Consider the following 18,884-nt stretch of genomic DNA (forward strand, 5'->3'; position numbering starts at 1 on the left):
GTCCAGATGCGGCAACAGCGACTCGAACACCCCTCGGAACAACTCGACCATCTCACCCGGAACCGTCGTCATACCATATGAACGACCCACCCAACGGGAAGTCACCTGTAAAACAAATGCGCCCCCCACCGAGGGAGATCCCGGCACTATAGTCGCGCAAAAGGCCGATCATCGCAGGGCCGTGCTATCAACGGGGATGGGGGTGGTTGCCGTGTCCGCGCCGAATTCGGAGCCGATGGTCGACAACCCCGACAGGGAGTGGCTGCGAGATCTGCTCAACCAGGTCAACTCGGTCGAGCCGGAGATGTACAAGGCGTTGGACGACGCGGCGTCCAAGATGGGTTCCGGCAGCGTGTGGACCAGCCCGCCTGGAGCACCGGGCGACACGTTCATGCACGACGTCCAGGGCCGGCAGCAACGGCTGCACCGGATCATGGGCGACCTGGCCGGCGAGGTGCAGGCGGCGTTGAACAAGGAGCCGCTGCAGATGCCCATGTCGCAGGCCACGGCGCTGCGTCGCGAGTGAGCGTGGACGCAGCGCGGGTTCTGAAGGGGGGGCTACGATGGCGCATCCGGACGACGGCGGTGGCGGCCAGTTCTCGATGATCGATCCCGTGGCGTTCGCGGCGATGGTGGCCACACTGTCGACCAACTCCGACACGCTTCAGACTGACGCGACCGGGCTTCAGAGCAACCTCGACTACTTCGGGATCGCTCCCGGCGACATGAGCACGGTGCTGTCGATCGTGGCCTGGGTGCAGGACCAGTTGCCCATGCTGCGACGCCGGCAGTCCCTAGCAGAGGCGCTGGCCCGCGGCGTCCCCAAGAACTCGGGCGGGTCGACGCCGATGGTGTTCCTCGACGAACCCGTCTCTTCGACAAGCCAGGCAGTGGCCAGTGGCCAGACGAACGCCAAGGCGATGCAGAAGTGGCTGGACAACAACGACGGGAGCAGCGAGATAGATCCCTCGCTGTTGGCCGATCTGTCCGAGAACAAGAATTACCCGGCGTACCGACGACGCGGGGAACCCGGTCACGTTCGACAAGAACTTCATCGAGGCCCTGACCGCCCGCGTCTTCGACCCCAGCAAATCCTCCGAGCAGCAGTTCATGCGGGGCTGGGACCAGTCGACGAACCCGTTCCAGCAGGACCACTACGCCCAGGTTCTCGACGCGTTGAGCCGGCAGCCGCAGGCATCCGCCGAATGGTACGACGCCCACTTCAGCACCCTGAACAGCCCCACCATCATGTACCGCGGTGTCGGGCCGTGGAGTGAGGACCAAGCGCGCTACCAGGCAGTCGCCAACGTCATCCGGGCCGCGAGCGTGGACGACTTCGGCAACGACCAGCAGCTGGCGAAGATGAACGCCGCGCACCTGATCTCCTGGTACGCCTCAATGCAGAGGCCCGGATCGGGATATGCCGGTATCCATCTCGATCCGATGATGACCAAAGTCCTCGGCGACGTGGCGACTCTGTACTATCCGTCCACCGCGGCCTCGATCACCTCGCCGTCCGGCCAGGCCTACGGCACCGGACCCGACGGCACACCGAACCTGCTGAACTCTTGGAGCGACACGACGTTCGCATCCATGAACCCCGGCGGACCCGGCTTCCAGCTCCCCCGGACGCGTGGATCACCTTCGACAGCGAAGCCATGCGGGACCCCACCGCCGCCGCGCAGCTGTCGGTGGAAGCCCGGCTCGCCAGCAACAAGCTCGCCGACGTCATCTCCGGGACCAATGGCGACGGCTCCGAGATCGAGCTGCTCAACAAGCAGCGCGGCATGATCGAGCTCTTCTACAACACGACGTACAGCAACGCGGCGGCCAGCTTGCAGGGCGACATCACCCAGTGGGAGTCCAGCATGTCCTCCGCGCGGAACCAGATGCTCCAAGACGGGGTCGGCGTCGGCGAGGCGTGGCTGGGGCCGGGCAAGACCATCGCCACAGTCTTCTTGAACCAGCCGGTGGAGAACCTGGTGGAGCTGATCCCGGGTATCCACGGCTACTTCAACCCGAAGGCGCCCAGCTCGATGTACGACGCGCTGAAGGCGGTACAGGGCACCCAGGTCACTTTCTCCGACTCGGACCTCGCCTCGACCGGTTCGGATCAGTACCAGGCGGGCGCGCTCGACATCTGGCAGAAGGAGGTGCACACGCTCGCCGACCAGGCAGCGTCCGGTACCTCCCGTCGCCGATCAACCGGACTCCGATTTCCGCGACGTTCGGCAAGTACATCACCAACCCTTCGCTGAACTTCCTCAATGCGCAGCGCGTACCCATGGACGTCTCGCAGATGACGGAGGCCCAGCGGAGCGCCTATGACAGCTGGCTGCTCGATCCGATCGTGCAGAGCATCATCTACTCGCCCGCGAACCAGGGAGGAAAGACCTCCACCGGGAAGGCCACCCCCATCAAGTGAGGCATACCATGACGTCGATGATCCGGCCCCTGGCAGTGCTGACCGCGGCTGCGACTGTCGTCGCCGTCGCGGCCGGCTGCCCCTCGAAGAGCTCGGCTGGCGCTTCGCAGGTGTCGGGGGGCGTCTCGGCTACCGCCTCTTCATCGCCGAACGCGGCCGAACAGAGCTTGGCGGCGGCGCTGCCCGCGATGATGTCCGGGTATGGATCCCTGCTCTACCAGAAGGCGGTGCCGGGTTCGAAGGCGTACAAGGTGAACGGTGACGCGGCCTGTCAGTAGTTCGTCAACGCGATCAACATCGATCTCGGTACGTACGGCCCGGTCGGTGAGGTCGTCGCCGCGTATACCGAGAATCCAAAAGTCTCCGGCGGCGCGACGGGGCAGACCGGGATTACCTTGGCACGTTTCTCGTCCCAGAGCGATGCCGCCCGCGTGGTCAGCGACGTCAAGAGCAGCACGCCTGGATGCACGAGTGGGTTCAGCCACAACAACGAGAACATCGCCTTGGCCGCCGCCGCCCCGCCTGTGGGGGTGCCCGGCGACTCCTCGGCCGCTGTGGTCGAGAAGACGAGTGGTGCAGGTTCCTCCGGTACCGAGGTCTGGGTCCTGGTCGTGCAGAAGGGCACGGCGATCGTGCAGATCGCGGTGAACGGGACCGGATCGGATACCGACAAGGCAGCTGTGACGAAGGCCATGGCTGACACCCTCGTCGCGCACTGAGCCCCGGCTGTCCGCCTCGGCCGTCGGTCCCGACTGTCACCTGAACCGTCTGCGGCGGGGGACAGCGTCGTCGAGCCTCCGATTCTGGACGAGCGCTCCGAGATGGTTCTTGATCCGCAGATACTCGTCACGGTCGTAGACCGCGCCGATGACATGGTCGCTCTCGGCGGGGTTGCGGATCCGGAGCGGAGTCCTGATCGTCTCGCCGCTGCGCGGCACTATATGCAGGACATCACTGCGCATCGGGTCTTCGGGATTGCCGTGCCGGGGCGCGGATGTGATGGAGCCTATTTCGGCCAGAAGGACAGTGCGGCTACGGCGCCATAGGCAGCGGACACGTACGTGCTCTTTGTCTGCGTAGACGCCGGCCCGATCGCGCGCAGCAGGATGGCGAGCGGGACGAGGAATATGAGCTCGAAGACCATCTGCCAAGCCGGCTCGTTGTAGCTGACGACGAGGGCCGGGTACCAGCAGAGGGCCAAGCCCATCAGGATCAACGGGGGCGTCAACCGGTACTGGTACTTGGTCAGCGGGGAGATCCGAGCCCATCCCCACACTGTCATCCCCCGATTCTCCGACAGGCAGACTCTGTCGGGGGCCTGCGATGTCTGCCGTACCCACGACGCCCGCCGGGCTAGTCGACGGTCGGGCTCTCTGGTCGTGTGCTGCCGCAGCCGATGAACTCTACGAGAGCGCTGGCCCGCTGGGCGCGCTTTTCGTTCGACAGCCTCGCCCGGCGGCGCTGGTCGGTGCGTTCCGCCGCGCGTTGCCTGGTGCGCTGCGTCGAGCACATGCGGGTGTTGTTTCAGCGCCCTGCATTGGGTACCTCTTCTGCGTACGTCTTCATCGGCGGTCGTCCTTGTGGTCGAGGGCATCCATGATGAAGTAACAGAGAGTGGCCAGGTATCGCGCGTGGTAGCATGCCGCGATCCTGTGTCGGATGATGTTGATGCTCGGGGGTGGCACATGCGAGTGCGTAGGAATGACGCTGTCGAACGTGCGGTCGCTGCGGCGGCAGGCGCCTTGCTCTTGTGGGCGGTCGCCGGGTGTTCCAGCTCGACCCAGAAGCCCGCCGTGATCGCCGCGAACAACAGCAGCGCGAGTACTTCGGCCCCGTCCAGCGCGGCTTCGAGTTCCCCCGGCACTGCCGCGACGAGTGCGCCGTCCTCGCCGGCGACTTCGGCTCAGCCGAACTTCAAGTTCCCGGCCGACTACACCCTGACCGTCGATCCGGACACCACGGGTGATCCGGTGAAGGACGCAGTCCTCACTGACGACGCCCGTTTCCTGAAGGCTTATGAGGAGGCCCTGGCGTCGGGCAACGCCAATGACCCCCTGCTGCTCACCTACGCGACGCCCAGTGCTCTGGCGCTTTACTGGCAGAAGGGCGTCACCACCACGCATGCCGACGGCTTCACCATCACCGGGGCGGAGCGTTTCTACAATCGCATCGTCGATATCAAGAGCCCGACTGAAGCCGATGTGACAGTGTGCGACGACCAGAGCCACGCCTACAACAAGGAGATCGCGACCGGCAAAGTGCACGTTACGCCGGCCACCGACAACAGCTATCTTCTGTACTATCTGAAGACCCAGAAGGCCTCGAACGGTATCTGGCAAGTAGCGGCCACCGTTGTCCACCACAACGATCAGGCGGTCAAGCAGGCGTGCCGATGAATCGGCCGCGGATACGAAGCGTCATCGGGTTGTCCGTCACGCTTGCCGTGATCGGGCTGTTGGCGGTTCCGGCGAACGCTGACGTCGTGAATCCCCCTCCGCCGCCGGGCTCTCCGCCCGTGGGATCCGGCTCTGACTCTGGGGATATCAGCGTCTGGGTGAGCTTCGACGAGTCGAAGAACTACCACGGTGAGTCCGGCCCGGGGCAGCAGGTGACGGTCAGCGCCGACTGGGTTCCCCCGTTGTGCTGGTGGGCGCCGAAATACACGCCGCAGCAGTTCGCCGACTTCATGAACTCGTGGTCCAAGCCCGGCGACTTCGAGTACAACATCTACCATGACGGTCATCCCTATACGAATTTCAATATAGGTCAGAAAGGTATGTGGTGGGAGAGCTTCGAGAACTGGAGCCCCAACACCTACTGGAAAGAAGTCGACGACTGCGGAACGGCCTTGCTGGCCACCGCCAACCCGCCGGACCAGCCGTGGACCTGGGCGGCGGCCGGTCAGGTCCCGCCGGGTGGCGGCACTCTCACCGGTCAAGACCTGGGGAAGCTGGCTCTGAACCACCTCCGGGTCCCGCCGATCGCGGCCCAGAACGTCGGCCTCGCGCCCAAGGCCGACAAGCAGGTCGTCAATCTGTCGACCTGGCTGTGGCTGGACCAGGCGATCTTCCATCCGTTATCGGTGACGGCGACCCTCAAGGCTCCGATGCCGCCGTTGTCGGCGACCGCCACCGCGACCCCGGTCGCGCTGGACATCGACCCCGGGGATGCCAACGCGCAGGTCTTCACCTCCGGCTGTACGGGTGACAACGCGGGGCACATCGGCCGGGTGTGGACCGGGCAGTCCGGTGATCCGGCGTGTGGGATCGTCTACCGCAATCCCGGGCCCCGCACCATCACCCTCAAGCTGGTCTGGAACGTGACCTGGACCAGCAACGACCCGGCGTACCCCGGCGGCACGGTGCCCGGGCCGGTCACGTCTCAGGGGACTGTGCCCGTCACCGTCAACGAGATCCAGTCCATCAACAACTGACCGGTAGCCCGCCTCCGAATCCGCGAGGCCCGGTGACTTGCCTTCCTCGTCCGGCGATCTCGATCGGGCCCATGTGGCATGCCCTGGTGCCTGTCCAGGAACACGGCGAAACTGGAGATTCACCAGGCCTCCTCACGGGCACGTCCACTCAGTAGCCTGGGCGTCGGTTTCCTAGTGACTCGCCGGTAACCACGTGGCTTCTCGTGGTCCCTAGAGTGGAGGTAGAAGTGTGGAAATTCCCCTCACCGTCTCGGACTTCCTAGACCGCGCCGAAGTCGTCTACGGCGACCGCGCAGCCGTCGTCGACGAACCCGACCAGCCCGCGCCGTCCTGGGGCACACTCACCTACAAGGACATCGCCAAGCGGGCCCGTGCGCAGGCTGCTGCATTGGACCGGCTCGGGGTGGACGCGGGGGCGCGGGTGGCGGTGGTGTCGCACAACTCCGCGCGGTTGCTCACCTCGTTCTTCGGGGTCAGCGGGTACGGCCGGGTCCTGGTGCCGGTGAACTTCCGGCTGCGGACCGATGAGGTCGCCTACATCGTGGAGCACAGTGGGGCGGAGGTGGTTCTGGTCGATCCGGAGTTGGCGGACTCGCTCAAGGATGTGAAGGCGCGGCACCGGTTCGTCATCGGCGCCGAGACCGACGCCGAGTTCTTCGCCGGGGACCACGACCCGGTGCGCCACGCGATCGACGAGAACGACACCGCGACCATCAACTACACCTCCGGCACCACCGCGCGGCCCAAAGGCGTGCAGCTCACGCATCGCAACCTCTGGCTGAACGCGGTCCTGATGGGCCTGCACCTCGGCGTCGGCGACCGCGACGTCTACCTGCACACGCTGCCGATGTTCCACGCCAACGGCTGGGGCATGCCCTACGTGGTCACCGGCCTCGGGGCGAAGCAGATCGTGCTGCGGAAGGTCGACGGCACCGAGATCCTGCGCCGTGTCCAGGAGCACGGTGTCACCCTGCTGAACGGCGCCCCGACCGTCATCGCGATGGTGCTGGCGGCGGCGAAGGAGTGGGAGGGCGAGATCCCGGGCCGGGACCGGGTGCGGATCGTGGTGGCCGGCGCGCCGCCGCCGAGCACCGTCATCCAGCAGGTCGAGGACGTGCTGGGCTGGCAGTTCAACCAGATCTACGGCCTGACCGAGACCGCCCCGCTGGTGACGGTGAACCGCACCCGGCAGGAGTGGGACGGCCTGTCGAGCCTGGAACGCGCGCAGAACCTGATGCGGGCCGGCGTGCCCTCGCTGGGCACTCAGCTGGTCACCGACCCCGAGGGCGAGGTCCTGGTGCGCTCCAACGTGGTCCTGGCGGGCTACTGGGAGCAGCCCGAGGAGTCGGAGCGGGCGCTGGCCGAGGACTGGTTCCACACCGGGGACGGCGGCACCGTCGGCGCCGACGGCTACCTGACCATCTCCGACCGCAAGAAGGACGTCATCATCACCGGCGGCGAGAACGTGTCCTCCATCGAGGTCGAGGACGCGCTCTACAAGCACCCGGGCATCGCCGAATGCGCGGTGATCGGGGTGCCGGACGACAAGTGGGGCGAGACCGTCAAGGCGCTGGTGGTGCTGAAGGAGGACCACTCTTCGCGGGCCACCACCGAGGCGGAGGTGATCAAGCACTGCAAGGGGCTGATCGCCGGCTACAAGGCGCCGACGAGCGTGGAGTTCCGGGAGACCCTGCCGCGTACCGCCACCGGGAAGTTGCAGAAGTTCAAACTGCGCGAGCCGTATTGGGAGGGCCGGGAGCGCAAGGTCAATTGACCAGCCGGGTGAACTGATTTGCGATTATCTCAGTATTCTTGTATGCCCCTGTGCCCGCCCGCTACATTGGCGCGCGTTGTTTCTGGCGCACTGGTTTGCGTAGTGGCTTGCGCACAAGTTTGCGCACAAGACTATTGAGCAGGGGATTCCTGCGCGGGGGCGGGACATGTCAGGCAGCTCGCGGACGGCGCCGCGCGATCTCGGCGCGGTGGCCGTCCGGCTCTTCGAGCGGGTCGCGACCGGGGAGAGCGTGGAGCTGGCCGTGCTGTCCGGGGTGGAGCGATGTGTGCTCGGCCAGCCGGCGTACGCGTTGCTGGAACGACCGGTGCGGCTCGCGTGGGACGGTTTCGGGGAGACCCGGCGGACCAAGGCGACCGAGCTCTCGTTGGCGGGCATGAGCGAACGCGGGCTGATCAGGCGCGAAGTGGGGGACGACGCGGCAGAGCCGGCCGCCTCGCTCTGGAGCATGTCGCCGGAACTGGGGATAGTGCAGGCGGCGCAACGGAAACCGGCCTACCTGGTCGTCACCGAGGTCGAGGGCAAGAAGACGCGCGGTCTGCGGTTCTTCGCGATCGGCGACCAGGAGCAGCCGGTGTGCGGCGTCGTGGTCGAGGAGCCGGTGGCGCTGCCGACGGGTTCCTACAAGAACGTCGAGACCCTGGGCCCGCTCGGCTGGATGACCCGCTATCGTCTGGTCTCCGAAGGCCAGGCGGTCGGCATCCTGACGGACATGGCCCTGACCCCGCGCCAGGACCGGGGCGGCACCTACCCGTACGGCATCCGGCGCTTCCAGCGGCCCGAGGGCGGCGCGGTCGTCGAGGCCGGGATCTCCGTCGTCGGCGCGGGATCGGCGGCCCGGGTGCGCCGGTTCAGCGCCGAGCAGAGCGACCGGGAGGTCTTCGCGGTGAAGGCCGACGTGCTGCACAGCCTGCTCGGCCGCCTGCTCGCGACCGGCGCCTGGTGACCGGATCCCGCGTGACACAGTCTTCTGTCATCAGATTCCTGTCATCAGACTCCTGCCATCCCCGACGCCCCTCTTTGTCGTACCAGCCATGATCCGATGGCCCGTCGTTGGAGTGTTGTTCAACTACCGGTGGGGGCGCAGTCCATCTTGGCCTCGGAGGATACGGGCGGCGACCGGCCATCCCGGGCTTGTCGCATGTCACAAGGGGGTCCCAACCTTGTCCCGCACCGTCACCCGGCTCGCCGTCGCCGGCGGCCTCACCGCCCTGCTCGGCGGCGTGCTGGCCGTCGCCCCGTCCCAGGCCGCCTCGCACGGCAAGCCGCACGCTCCGGCGCAGCACGTACTGCTCATCTCAGTGGACGGCCTGCACCAGTCCGACCTGGCGTGGTACGTGAAGCAGCACCCGGATTCGGCCCTGGCCAAGCTGGTCAAGGGCGGCGTCGACTACTCCGCCGCGTCCACCCCGGTCCCGTCGGACTCCTTCCCCGGCATGACCGCGCAGCTGACCGGCGGCGACCCGGGCACCACCGGGGTCTACTACGACGACACCTACAACCACGGCCTGCTCCCGGCCGGCACCACCAAGTGCGACGGCAGCGTGCCGCTGGGCGCCGAGGTCGACTACACCGAAGACCTGGACTGGAACAAGAACTCGATCGACGCAGGCCTTGGCCTGACCGGGCTGCCGGGCTCGATCCTGAACCTGACCGGCAACGCCAAGAGCCTGATCAACCCGGCGAAGCTGCCGGTCGATCCGAAGACCTGCAAGCCGGTCTACCCGAACAACTACCTGCAGGTGAACACGGTCTTCAACGTGGTCCACAACGCCGGTCTGGGTACCGCGTGGTCGGACAAGCACGCCGCCTACCAGCTGTTGTCCGGTCCGTCCGGCACCGGCATCCAGGACATGTTCTCGCCGGAAATCAACAGCCAGGACCCGGCGCTGGCGCCCGGCCAGGACTGGACCACGGACAACGCCGCGACCCGGCAGTACGACGACTACAAGGTCCAGGGCGTCCTGAACGAGATCGACGGCTTCGACCACAGCGGCAAGTCCAAGGTCGGCACCCCGGCCGTCTTCGGCCTGAACTTCCAGGCGGTCTCCACCGCGCAGAAGCTGCCGACCTCCGACGGCATGGCCGGCGGCTACCTCGCCGACGGCCAGACCCCCGGTCCGCTGCTGTCCAGCACGATGGACTTCGTCAACAACGAAGTCGGCCGGTTCGTGGCCGAGATCAAGAAGACCGGCCAGGCGAACGACACCACGATCATCTTGTCGGCCAAGCACGGCCAGTCGCCGAAGAACCCGGCCGCGCTGACCCGCATCCCCGACGGACCGCTGCTCGACGGCCTGAACGCGGCCTGGAAGAAGGCCCACCCCGGGGCCGGGAACCTGGTCGCGCTGTCCACCGACGACGACGCCATGCTGCTGTGGCTCAACGACCGCAGCCAGGCCGCCGCCGACTTCGCGAAGAAGTACCTGCTGGCCCAGAGCGGTACCGGCAACGACATCAAGGGAAACCCGAAGGCGTTCACGCACGGTGGGCTGACCACCGTCTACGCCGGCGCCGAGGCGCGCCAGTACTTCCACGTGCAGCCCGGCGACAACCGGGTGCCGGACATCTTCGGCATCGCGCAGCACGGCGTGGTGTTCACCGGCGGCCAGGCCAAGATCGCCGAGCACGGCGGCGCGGCCGAGGACGACCGCGACGTGCCGATCGTGGTCTCCGGCGCCGGGGTCGGCGCCCGGGGCGTGAACGGCCGGCAGGTCGAGACGACCCAGATCGCCCCGACCATCCTGCGCCTGCTGGGCCTGGACCCGCAGCAGTTGCAGGCGGTGCGGATAGAGCACACCAAGGTGCTGCCGGACCTCGGGCGCGAGTGCGACTGACCCGGATCGTCGGAAATCGGTAAGGCTTGTGGGGCCGGTGCGATACGCACCGGCCCCACTGCTTGCCTTAACCTCGAACCGTGCTGACCCTCCACGCCGCCCCGCTCGTCCTGCCCATGACCGCCGCCCCGATCGCCGACGGCGCGATCGTCGTCGACGACGACCGCGTCCTCGCCGTCGGAACCCGTGCCGAACTCCTCGCCGCGCATCCGGAGGCGCGCGTTCGGGACTGGCCGGGCATCCTCACCCCGGGTCTGGTCAACAGCCACGCCCACACGCAGTACTACGACTTCGCGGACCTGGCGACCTCCGGTCTGCCGTTCCCCGAGTGGCTGCACCAGATGGTCGAGCGCCGGGCGACGTTCACCGACGCGATGTGGCAGGAGTCCACGCGGCGCGGGCTGCACGCGTATCTGAAGACCGGGACCACGGCCGTGGCGGACATCGTGACCGAGCCGGTGGTGCTCTCGGCGATCGCGCGCAGCGGGATCCGGGGCGTGGCCTACATCGAGGCGGTGTTCGCCGACGACGCCGCGTGGGCGGCCGGCCGGCGCGCCGACTTCGTGGCGGCGGTCGACGGGTCCGGCGGTCCGACCCGCGGGGTCTCGCCGCACACGCCGTTCACCATCAGCACCGGCGTGTACGAGGACTGCGTCACCGTCGCGCACGAGCGCGGCAAGCGCCTGCACCCGCACATCGCCGAGACCACGCAGGAATCCGAGTACGTCCTGACCGGCACCGGCCCGTTCGCCGACAACGCCAAGCAGTTCGGCCTGGACTTCTCCGACATCCTCGACCGCGGCACCGCGATGACGCCGGTCGAATGGGCCGACGCCCGCGGCGCGCTCGGCCCCGACTGCCACATCGCGCACGGCGTCCACGCCAACGAGTCCGACCGCGCGCTGCTGCGCGAGCGGGGGACCGCGGTGGCGTTGTGCGTGCGCTCGAACCGGATCCTGGAGTCCGGGGAACCGCCGGTGGCCGCCTATCTCGCCGAGGGTTCACCGGTCGGCATCGGCACCGACTCGGCCGCTTCCTCGCCGTCGCTGGACCTGCTGGAGGAAGCGCGGGCGCTGCGTGCGGTGGCCCGCGCGCAGGGGTACGCGGCCGACGATCTGGACCGGCGCATCGTGGAGGCGGCGACCCTCGGCGGGGCGGCCGCGCTCGGGCTGAGTGCGGGGCCGGACCGGGTCGGGCGGCTGGAACCCGGGGTTCGTGCGGACTTCGCCGTGTTCTCGGTGCCGGACGGCACGGACGGCACAGACGGTGACAGCAATCCCTCCAACAGCGATCCCTACAAGCGGCTCATCGACCACGGCACCTGCGTGGCCACCGTGCTCGGCGGCACGATCGTGCACCGCTCGGTCTGAGGCGGTACCGGCGCCGGCCGTCCCGGGTGAGAGAATCGCCCCGTGAGCCGAGCATCCCTGGACAAACAGCCGCACGAGGTCGCCGCCATGTTCGACGGCGTGGCCGAGCGCTACGACCTGACCAACGACGTGCTGGCGCTCGGCCAGACCCGGCTGTGGCGGCGTGCGGTGCGCCAGGCGGTGGATGCCGGGCCCGGACAGCGGGTGCTGGACCTCGCGGCCGGCACGGGCACCAGCACCCAGCCGTTCCACGCGGCCGGGGCGGAGACCGTCTCCTGCGACTTCTCGCTCGGCATGCTCCAGGTCGGCAAGCGCCGGCTGCCGCACCTGACGTTCGCCGCCGGCGACGCGACCCGGCTGCCGTTCCGGGACGGCGTCTTCGACGCGGTGACCATCTCCTTCGGGCTGCGCAACGTCCAGGACACCGACGTCGCGCTGCGCGAACTGCTGCGGGTCACCAAGCCCGGCGGCCGGCTGGTGGTCTGCGAGTTCTCGCACCCCACGCTCGCGCCGTTGCGCACCGTCTACATCGAGTACCTGATGAAGGCGCTGCCCGCGGTGGCCACGAAGGTGAGTTCGAACCCGGACGCCTACGTCTATCTGGCCGAGTCCATCCGGGCCTGGCCGGACCAGCGCGAGCTGGCCGCGGTCATCGGCGAGGCGGGTTGGAAGCGAGTCGCGCACCGTAACCTGACTGGCGGAATCGTCGCATTGCACCGCGCATTTAAGGAAGACTGAGTCTGTGAAGGCTCGAATAGGCCGGGCGACGGCGCTCGTCACCGCGGCGGTGCTGTTGCTGGCATCGGCGGCGGCGTGCTCGGGGGGCGGCTCGAAGCATTCGGGTCCGGACAACGGCGGTGCGCCGGGTACCACTCAAGGCAGCTCTCCAGGGGCCAGTCCCGGCGGTCCTACTGGGGCTCCCGCTGGGGCTCTCAACGTCGCGACGGAGAACGCCCAGCCCGGCACGCCCGGGTGGAACAAGGGCATAGATTCCGGCGACGACCACGGGATCGAGGGCTACGCCGACCAGATAGCCGTGACCTCCGGGCAGAGTTTCAAGCTCTATGTGAACACCGCCGCGCCGAAGTTCACGGCCACCGCCTACCGGATCGGCTACTACGGCGGGACACAGGCCCGGCAGGTGTGGAAGTCCGATCCGACACCGGGGAAGGCGCAGCCGAAGTTCACGGTGGAGTCGCAGGTGAACACGGTGAGCACGAAGTGGCAGCCGTCCCTGACGGTCGCCACGAACGACTGGCCGGAGGGCTCCTACCTGATCCGGCTGGACGCGGTCGGGGGCAAGGTGAAGGGTGCGCGGTTCGTGCCGATCACCGTCAAGTCCACCTCCACGGCCGGCAAGGTGGTGCTGATAAACGGGGTCACCACCTGGCAGGCCTACAACTCCTACGGCGGCTACGACCTCTACAGCGGCGGGCCGAAGAACGACTACGCGAACCGCGCGCGCATCGTGTCCTTCGACCGGCCCTACGACTCCACCGGCGCGGACCGGTTCCAGACCTACGAACAGTCCTCGATCGTGTTCGCCGAGAAGCTGGCCGCGTCCCACAACCTGCAACTCGCCTACGCCACCGACCTCGATCTGCACGAGGACCCCGGTCTGTTCCAGGGCGCGCGGGCGATCATCTCGCTCGGCCACGACGAGTACTACTCGACGCAGATGCGCCAGACCCTGACCCAGGCGCGCGACGCCGGGACGAACATCGCCTTCCTCGGCGCGAACGCCATCTTCCGGCACATCCGCTTCCAGGACTCACCGCTGGGCAAGGACCGCATCCAGGTGGACTACAAGGACGCGGCCGAGGACCCGATGCACGTGACCAATCCGGCCGAGTCCACCCAGGACTGGCGCAACCCGCCGGATCCCCGGCCGGAGAACGTGCTGACCGGCGTCTTCTACGAGTGCAACCCGGCGAACGCGAACATGGTGGTCTACGACCCGACCTCGTGGCTGCTGGCCGGGACCGGGGCGAAGGCCGGGCAGTCGTACAAGGGCCTGATCGGCATCGAGTACGACCGGGTGGTGTCCGACTCGACGACCCCGCACCCGATCGAGGCGCTGACGCATTCGCCGATCACCTGTATGGGCAAGTCCTCCTACTCCGACTCGGCGTACTACACGGTGCCCTCCGGCGCGGGCGTCTTCGCGACCGGCACCATGCGCTGGAACTGCGCGCTGGTCAGCGGCGGCTGCACCGACAAGATGGACGCCGCCGCGCACACCTTCGCCCAGCAGGTGACCCAGAACATGCTGCTCGCCTTCGCCGCCGGCCCGGCCGGTCAGGCGCATCCCGCGGTGGACAACACGGCGCGGCTCAAGCCGGCGCCGAGCCGGGGCGGGTTGGCGCCGTAGCGGTACGGCCGAGCGGTACAGCCGTAGCGGTACCGCTGTGGGGGTACCGCCGGAGCGGGCGGTTCGGCCGGGGTCGTGACCCGGGCGCGCGCCGTCGCGCCGTCCGCCCGGCCTGATCGCAGCTCCTGCGCCGCCTGCGCCTACAATCGGGCGGGTGACCGCGCAAACCTCTTCCTCCGCTCCGAGCGAGGCCGTGCCCTCGGAGAACGTCGCCGACGTCATCGTCGTCGGCGCCGGGCCCTCGGGCTCGGCGACGGCCCACCACCTGGCCTCCGCCGGCCTGGACGTCCTGCTGCTGGAGAAGTCCCAGTTCCCGCGCGAGAAGGTGTGTGGCGACGGCCTGACCCCGCGTGCGGTGAAGTCGCTCGTGCGGATGGGTGTCGACACCTCCGAGGAAGCCGGGTGGCTGCACAACAAGGGGCTGCGGATCATCGGCGGCGGCATGCGGCTGGAGATGCCGTGGCCGGAGCTGGCCGCGTACCCCAACTACGGGCTGGTGCGGCCGCGCGCCGACTTCGACCAGGTCCTGGCCCGGCAGGCGCAGAAGACCGGCGCCCGGCTGCACGAGAACACCAACGTCACCGGTCCGGTCGTGGACCCCCGCAGCAACCGGGTGATCGGGGTGACCGCGCGCATCACCGACGCCGACGGCGCCAAGCGGGACACCGAGTTCCGCGCCCCGCTGGTGGTGGCCGCCGACGGCAACTCCACCCGGCTCTCGATCGCGCTGGGGCTGCACAAGCGTGACGACCGCCCGATGGGCGTCGCTTACCGCACTTACTACAAGTCGCCGCGCACCAACGACGACTACCTGGAGTCCTGGCTGGAACTGTGGGACGGCCAGCGGCTGCTCCCCGGCTACGGCTGGGTCTTCGGTATGGGCGACGGCACTTCCAACGTGGGCCTGGGCATCCTGAACACCACCAAGTCGTTCCGCAACGTGAAGTACCCGGACCTGCTGCGCGCCTGGCTGAAGAACACCCCGGAAGAGTGGGGCTTCAACGACGGGAACCGCACCGAGCCGATCCGCGGCGCCGCGCTGCCGATGGGCTTCAACCGGCAGCCGCACTACACCCGCGGCGTGCTGCTCGTCGGCGACGCCGGCGGCATGGTCAACCCGTTCAACGGCGAGGGCATCGCCTACGCCATGGAGTCCGGCGAACTGGCCGCGGACGTCATCGCGCAGGCGCTGATCCGTCCGGCCGGCCCGGAGCGGGAACTCGCGCTGTCGGCGTACCCGCGCGCGCTGAAGGAGACCTACGGCGGCTACTACACGATGGGCCGGCTGTTCGTCTCCCTGATCGGCAACCCGAAGGTGATGCGGCTGGCCACCCAGCGCGGCCTGTCGCACCCGATGCTGATGCGCTTCACGCTGAAGATGCTCGCCAACCTCACCGACCCCAAGGGCGGCGACGCGATGGACCGGGTCATCAACGCGATGGCGAAGATCGCGCCGGACGCGTGAGCTCGGCGCCGCGCAGGTTGCCGAATGCGCGGGTCGCTGAATTAGAGTGCAGTCAGGCCGTGACTGGCGCTGAGGTGGGACACCACCGGGGAGCGGCCTGACACCGTTGTCTTCTGCCGTGCGCCTGGGCGATTCCGTGACGATCGCCCAGGAGGCGCGCTCATGACCGAATCCCACAACGCCACACTTCTGGACGGCACCGCAGTGGCCGGGCGCATCGTCGAGAAGGTCACCGCCGACGCGGCCGCGCTCACCGCCGACGGCGTCACCCCGTGCCTGGCGACCGTGCTGGTCGGCGCGGACCCGGCCTCGGTCACCTACGTCCGCATGAAGCAGAACCGCAGTGCGAAGGCCGGCATCGGCTCCTGGCACGTGGAACTGCCCGCGAACATCACCACCGCGACCCTGGTCGCCGCCCTCACCGAACTGTCGCAGGACCCGGACGTGCACGGCATCCTGCTCCAGCACCCGGTGCCCGCGCACATCGACGAGCGCGCCGCCTTCGAGGCCATCGCCCCGGAGAAGGACGTGGACGGCGTCACGATGCACTCCTTCGCCGCCATGGCCTTCGGCGAACCGGGCTTCGTCTCCGCCACCCCCGGCGGCATCCTGCGCCTGCTCGACGAATACGGGGTCGAACTCGCCGGCAAGCACGCCGTGGTGGTCGGTCGCAGCCCGATCCTCGGCAAGCCGGTCGGGATGATGCTCCTGGCCCGGGACGCGACGGTGACCTACTGCCACTCCCGCACCGCCGACCTGGCCTCCTACACCCGGCAGGCGGACATCCTGGTAGCGGCGGTGGGCCGGCCCGGGTTCATCACCGGCGACGACATCCTGCCCGGCGCGGTCGTCATCGACGCCGGCTACAACCCCGGCAACATCGGCGACGTCGACTTCGACAGCGCGGTGACCAAGGCGGGCTTGATCACCCCGGTGCCCGGCGGCGTCGGACCGATGACGATCGCGGTGTTGCTGGAGCAGACGGTCGCGGCGGCGGGCAGGCAGCAGGGGCGTCGCTAGACGGCCAGTTGTCTATACACGTTCACCCAATGGGGCTTCCGGGTTGAAGGTCGTTCTGGCACGATCGCTACCCGCCGGTAACCTGCCATCCGACTCCGGAGGTCCCTCATGTCCCCGTTGACCCGTCGCACTCTGCTCGGCTCCGGCCTGGCCGCAGGCGTCGGCGCCGCCGCCGGCCTCGGCGCGCTGCCGGACACCGTGCAGCAGGCGCTCGCCGCCACCGCGGTCCGGCCCGGTTCGCTGGACCAGGTCGAGCACGTCGTGGTGTTCATGCAGGAGAACCGGAGCTTCGACCACTACTACGGCACGCTGTCCGGGGTGCGCGGCTTCGGCGACACCTCGCGGGTGCGGCTGCCGAACGGCTCGAACGTGTTCGAGCAGAAGCTCTTCGGCACGTGGGGCAGCACCCTGATGCCCTGGCACCTGGACACCGCGACCTCCGACGCGCAGCAGATCTACGATCTGGACCACAGCTGGAACGGCACGCACAGTGCGTGGGCCAACGGCCAGTACGACAACTGGGTTCCGGCCAAGACCTGGTACACGATGGGCTACTACAACCGGAACGACATCCCGTTCCAGTACGCCCTCGCCGACGCCTTCACGATCTGCGACCAGTACTTCTGCTCGGCGATGACCTCCACCGACCCGAACCGGCTCTACCTGTGGTCCGGGACCATCGACGCCGCGGGCAAGTACGGCGGGCCGGCGATCGACAACACCGGCAAGGGCTACAAGTGGACCACCTACCCCGAGCGGCTTCAGGCGGCCGGGATCTCGTGGAAGGTCTACCAGCAGCCGGACAACTTCGACGACAACGCGCTGGCCTGGTTCGACCAGTTCGCCAACGCCCCGCAGTCCTCGCCGCTGTGGGTCAACGGGATGCAGAAGCTGGGGCCGGACGACTTCGCGCAGGACGTCGCGGCCGGGAAGCTGCCCGCGGTCAGCTGGATCGTGGCGCCGACCGCGCAGTCCGAGCACCCGAACTACCCGCCGGCCCAGGGCGCCGACTTCACCGCGTCCTACGTCCTGTCGGCGCTGGCGGCCAACCCCGAGGTGTGGGCCAAGACCGTCGTGCTCCTGAACTACGACGAGAACGACGGCTTCTTCGACCACGTGGTGCCGCCGGTCGCCCCGCCCGGCACCGCGGACGAGTACGTCAACGGCGCGCCGATCGGGCTGGGCCCGCGGGTGCCGATGGTCGTCATCTCGCCGTGGAGCCGCGGCGGCAAGGTGAACTCCGAGGTCTTCGACCACACCTCGGTGCTGCGCTTCCTGGAGAACTGGACCGGTGTGCGGGAGCCGAACATCTCGGCCTGGCGGCGCACCGTCTGCGGCGACCTGATGTCCGCCTTCGACTTCTCCGGCAAGAACACCACCTTCCCGGTCCTGCCGGACACCAAGGCGCTGCTGGCCGCCCTCGCGCAGCAGGAGAAGACGCTGCCGCCGGTGTTCCCGCCGCTGGAGCCGTCGATGCCGGTGCCCGAAGGCGGCGACCGGCCGGCCCGGCCGCTCGGCTACGCGTTCGACACCACGTCGTGGACCGACACCTCGGACGGCACGTTCTGGATCAAGGTGGACAACACCGGTGGGCTCGGCGCCGGGTTCGCCATCTACACGGTCAACTACCGCGACTTCGGTGCCTGGCAGTACGTCGTCCCGGCGGGGGAGAGCGTCCAGGACTTCTTCAGTGCCCTGAGCGTCAGCGGCGGCCCCTACGACATCGACGCGCACGGCCCGGACGGCTACCTGCGCGGATTCAAGGGGAACGTGAAGACCTGGTCCGACAAGACTGCCGCGCACCCCGAGGCGTCCGTCACGCGCGGCAAGGGCAAGACGCTCACCGCGACCCTGACGAATCAGGGGACGAAGGCGGTGGAGTTCACCATCGGCGCCAACGCGGCCTTCGGCGCGAACCTGGGTTCCACGCGGAAGGTGTCGGTCGCCGCTGGAGGTAAGGAGGCTGTGACGCTGACCGCGACCGCGGCGGGCCGGTATGACTTCACGGTGACCGCCGACACCGGGGACGGGTTCGAGCGCCGGTTCGCGGGCCGGCTCTACTGACCGGAGCGGTGTGAGTCCTCGCCCGGGCTATCGACCCGGGCGACGGACACGCCGTTGTGTCGTCGATCCCGAATTCGCTCCGTCTGTTCTCCGGGCCCGGCTCGCTA

19 protein-coding genes and 1 riboswitch are annotated in these 18,884 nt (G+C 68.3%); of the genes, 17 read left to right on the top strand and 2 right to left on the bottom strand.

What is annotated here, in order from left to right:
* The first annotated feature begins 211 nt into the window (after window positions 1-211).
* From IZR01_RS17605 to IZR01_RS17630, 6 genes are all read left to right on the top strand, one after another.
* Window positions 212-526 carry a hypothetical protein gene (locus IZR01_RS17605; RefSeq protein ID WP_194893810.1) on the top strand — a complete coding sequence of 105 codons (315 nt, stop codon included), beginning with the start codon at window positions 212-214 and terminating at the stop codon, window positions 524-526.
* Between the two features lie 37 nt (window positions 527-563).
* The gene (locus IZR01_RS17610) at window positions 564-1,277 is read left to right on the top strand and encodes a hypothetical protein (RefSeq protein WP_194893811.1); all 714 of its coding nucleotides are present in this window, start codon (window positions 564-566) and stop codon (window positions 1,275-1,277) included.
* Window positions 1,278-1,658: 381 nt separating this feature from the next.
* Window positions 1,659-2,258, top strand: coding sequence for a hypothetical protein (locus tag IZR01_RS17615; RefSeq protein ID WP_194893812.1), 600 nt, complete (start codon window positions 1,659-1,661; stop codon window positions 2,256-2,258).
* A gap of 26 nt (window positions 2,259-2,284) precedes the next feature.
* The gene (locus IZR01_RS17620; RefSeq protein WP_194893813.1) at window positions 2,285-2,425 is read left to right on the top strand and encodes a hypothetical protein; all 141 of its coding nucleotides are present in this window, start codon (window positions 2,285-2,287) and stop codon (window positions 2,423-2,425) included.
* Between the two features lie 17 nt (window positions 2,426-2,442).
* Window positions 2,443-2,703 carry a hypothetical protein gene (locus tag IZR01_RS17625; protein ID WP_194893814.1) on the top strand — a complete coding sequence of 87 codons (261 nt, stop codon included), beginning with the start codon at window positions 2,443-2,445 and terminating at the stop codon, window positions 2,701-2,703.
* Window positions 2,704-2,820: 117 nt separating this feature from the next.
* Window positions 2,821-3,144: a hypothetical protein gene (locus tag IZR01_RS17630; protein WP_194893815.1), complete on the top strand. Its 324-nt coding sequence runs from the start codon at window positions 2,821-2,823 to the stop codon at window positions 3,142-3,144.
* Window positions 3,145-3,180: 36 nt separating this feature from the next.
* Here the strand turns inward: IZR01_RS17630 and IZR01_RS17635 are convergent, their stop codons facing one another.
* Together IZR01_RS17635 and IZR01_RS17640 are read right to left on the bottom strand one after the other, a co-directional pair.
* Complete coding sequence (locus IZR01_RS17635; protein WP_194924445.1) at window positions 3,181-3,387, bottom strand: hypothetical protein; 207 nt, start codon at window positions 3,385-3,387, stop codon at window positions 3,181-3,183.
* 44 nt (window positions 3,388-3,431) lie between these two features.
* Complete coding sequence (locus IZR01_RS17640; protein ID WP_194893817.1) at window positions 3,432-3,707, bottom strand: hypothetical protein; 276 nt, start codon at window positions 3,705-3,707, stop codon at window positions 3,432-3,434.
* Window positions 3,708-4,218: 511 nt separating this feature from the next.
* Here IZR01_RS17640 and IZR01_RS17645 point away from each other — a divergent pair.
* From IZR01_RS17645 to IZR01_RS17695, 11 genes are all read left to right on the top strand, one after another.
* Entirely contained in the window at window positions 4,219-4,821 is a 603-nt protein-coding gene (locus IZR01_RS17645; protein WP_194893818.1) for a hypothetical protein, read from the top strand.
* Window positions 4,822-4,979: 158 nt separating this feature from the next.
* Complete coding sequence (locus tag IZR01_RS17650) at window positions 4,980-5,858, top strand: hypothetical protein (RefSeq protein WP_194893819.1); 879 nt, start codon at window positions 4,980-4,982, stop codon at window positions 5,856-5,858.
* 229 nt (window positions 5,859-6,087) lie between these two features.
* A complete protein-coding gene (locus IZR01_RS17655; protein ID WP_194893820.1) occupies window positions 6,088-7,632 on the top strand; it encodes an AMP-binding protein in 1,545 nt (514 codons plus the stop codon).
* A gap of 166 nt (window positions 7,633-7,798) precedes the next feature.
* Window positions 7,799-8,596 (top strand): hypothetical protein, encoded by a 798-nt coding sequence (locus IZR01_RS17660; protein WP_194893821.1) that lies wholly within the window; start codon window positions 7,799-7,801, stop codon window positions 8,594-8,596.
* A 217-nt stretch (window positions 8,597-8,813) separates the two neighbouring features.
* Window positions 8,814-10,487 (top strand): alkaline phosphatase family protein, encoded by a 1,674-nt coding sequence (locus tag IZR01_RS17665; RefSeq protein WP_194893822.1) that lies wholly within the window; start codon window positions 8,814-8,816, stop codon window positions 10,485-10,487.
* Window positions 10,488-10,567: 80 nt separating this feature from the next.
* Window positions 10,568-11,857, top strand: coding sequence for an amidohydrolase family protein (locus IZR01_RS17670; protein WP_194897553.1), 1,290 nt, complete (start codon window positions 10,568-10,570; stop codon window positions 11,855-11,857).
* A gap of 42 nt (window positions 11,858-11,899) precedes the next feature.
* On the top strand, window positions 11,900-12,595 hold the full coding sequence (locus IZR01_RS17675) for a demethylmenaquinone methyltransferase (protein ID WP_194897552.1): 696 nt from the start codon (window positions 11,900-11,902) through the stop codon (window positions 12,593-12,595).
* Window positions 12,596-12,599: 4 nt separating this feature from the next.
* Window positions 12,600-14,228 (top strand): N,N-dimethylformamidase beta subunit family domain-containing protein, encoded by a 1,629-nt coding sequence (locus IZR01_RS17680; RefSeq protein WP_323746576.1) that lies wholly within the window; start codon window positions 12,600-12,602, stop codon window positions 14,226-14,228.
* A 154-nt stretch (window positions 14,229-14,382) separates the two neighbouring features.
* Window positions 14,383-15,693: a geranylgeranyl reductase family protein gene (locus IZR01_RS17685; protein ID WP_323746575.1), complete on the top strand. Its 1,311-nt coding sequence runs from the start codon at window positions 14,383-14,385 to the stop codon at window positions 15,691-15,693.
* A gap of 49 nt (window positions 15,694-15,742) precedes the next feature.
* Window positions 15,743-15,830, top strand: a riboswitch (ZMP/ZTP riboswitch).
* 25 nt (window positions 15,831-15,855) lie between these two features.
* Window positions 15,856-16,713, top strand: a complete 858-nt coding sequence (locus IZR01_RS17690) for a bifunctional 5,10-methylenetetrahydrofolate dehydrogenase/5,10-methenyltetrahydrofolate cyclohydrolase (protein ID WP_194897551.1) — start codon at window positions 15,856-15,858, stop codon at window positions 16,711-16,713.
* Between the two features lie 108 nt (window positions 16,714-16,821).
* Complete coding sequence (locus IZR01_RS17695) at window positions 16,822-18,777, top strand: phosphocholine-specific phospholipase C (protein ID WP_194897550.1); 1,956 nt, start codon at window positions 16,822-16,824, stop codon at window positions 18,775-18,777.
* The last annotated feature ends 107 nt before the right edge of the window (window positions 18,778-18,884 follow it).

The organism is Catenulispora pinisilvae, assembly GCF_015356865.1.
Lineage (GTDB): Bacteria > Actinomycetota > Actinomycetes > Streptomycetales > Catenulisporaceae > Catenulispora > Catenulispora pinisilvae.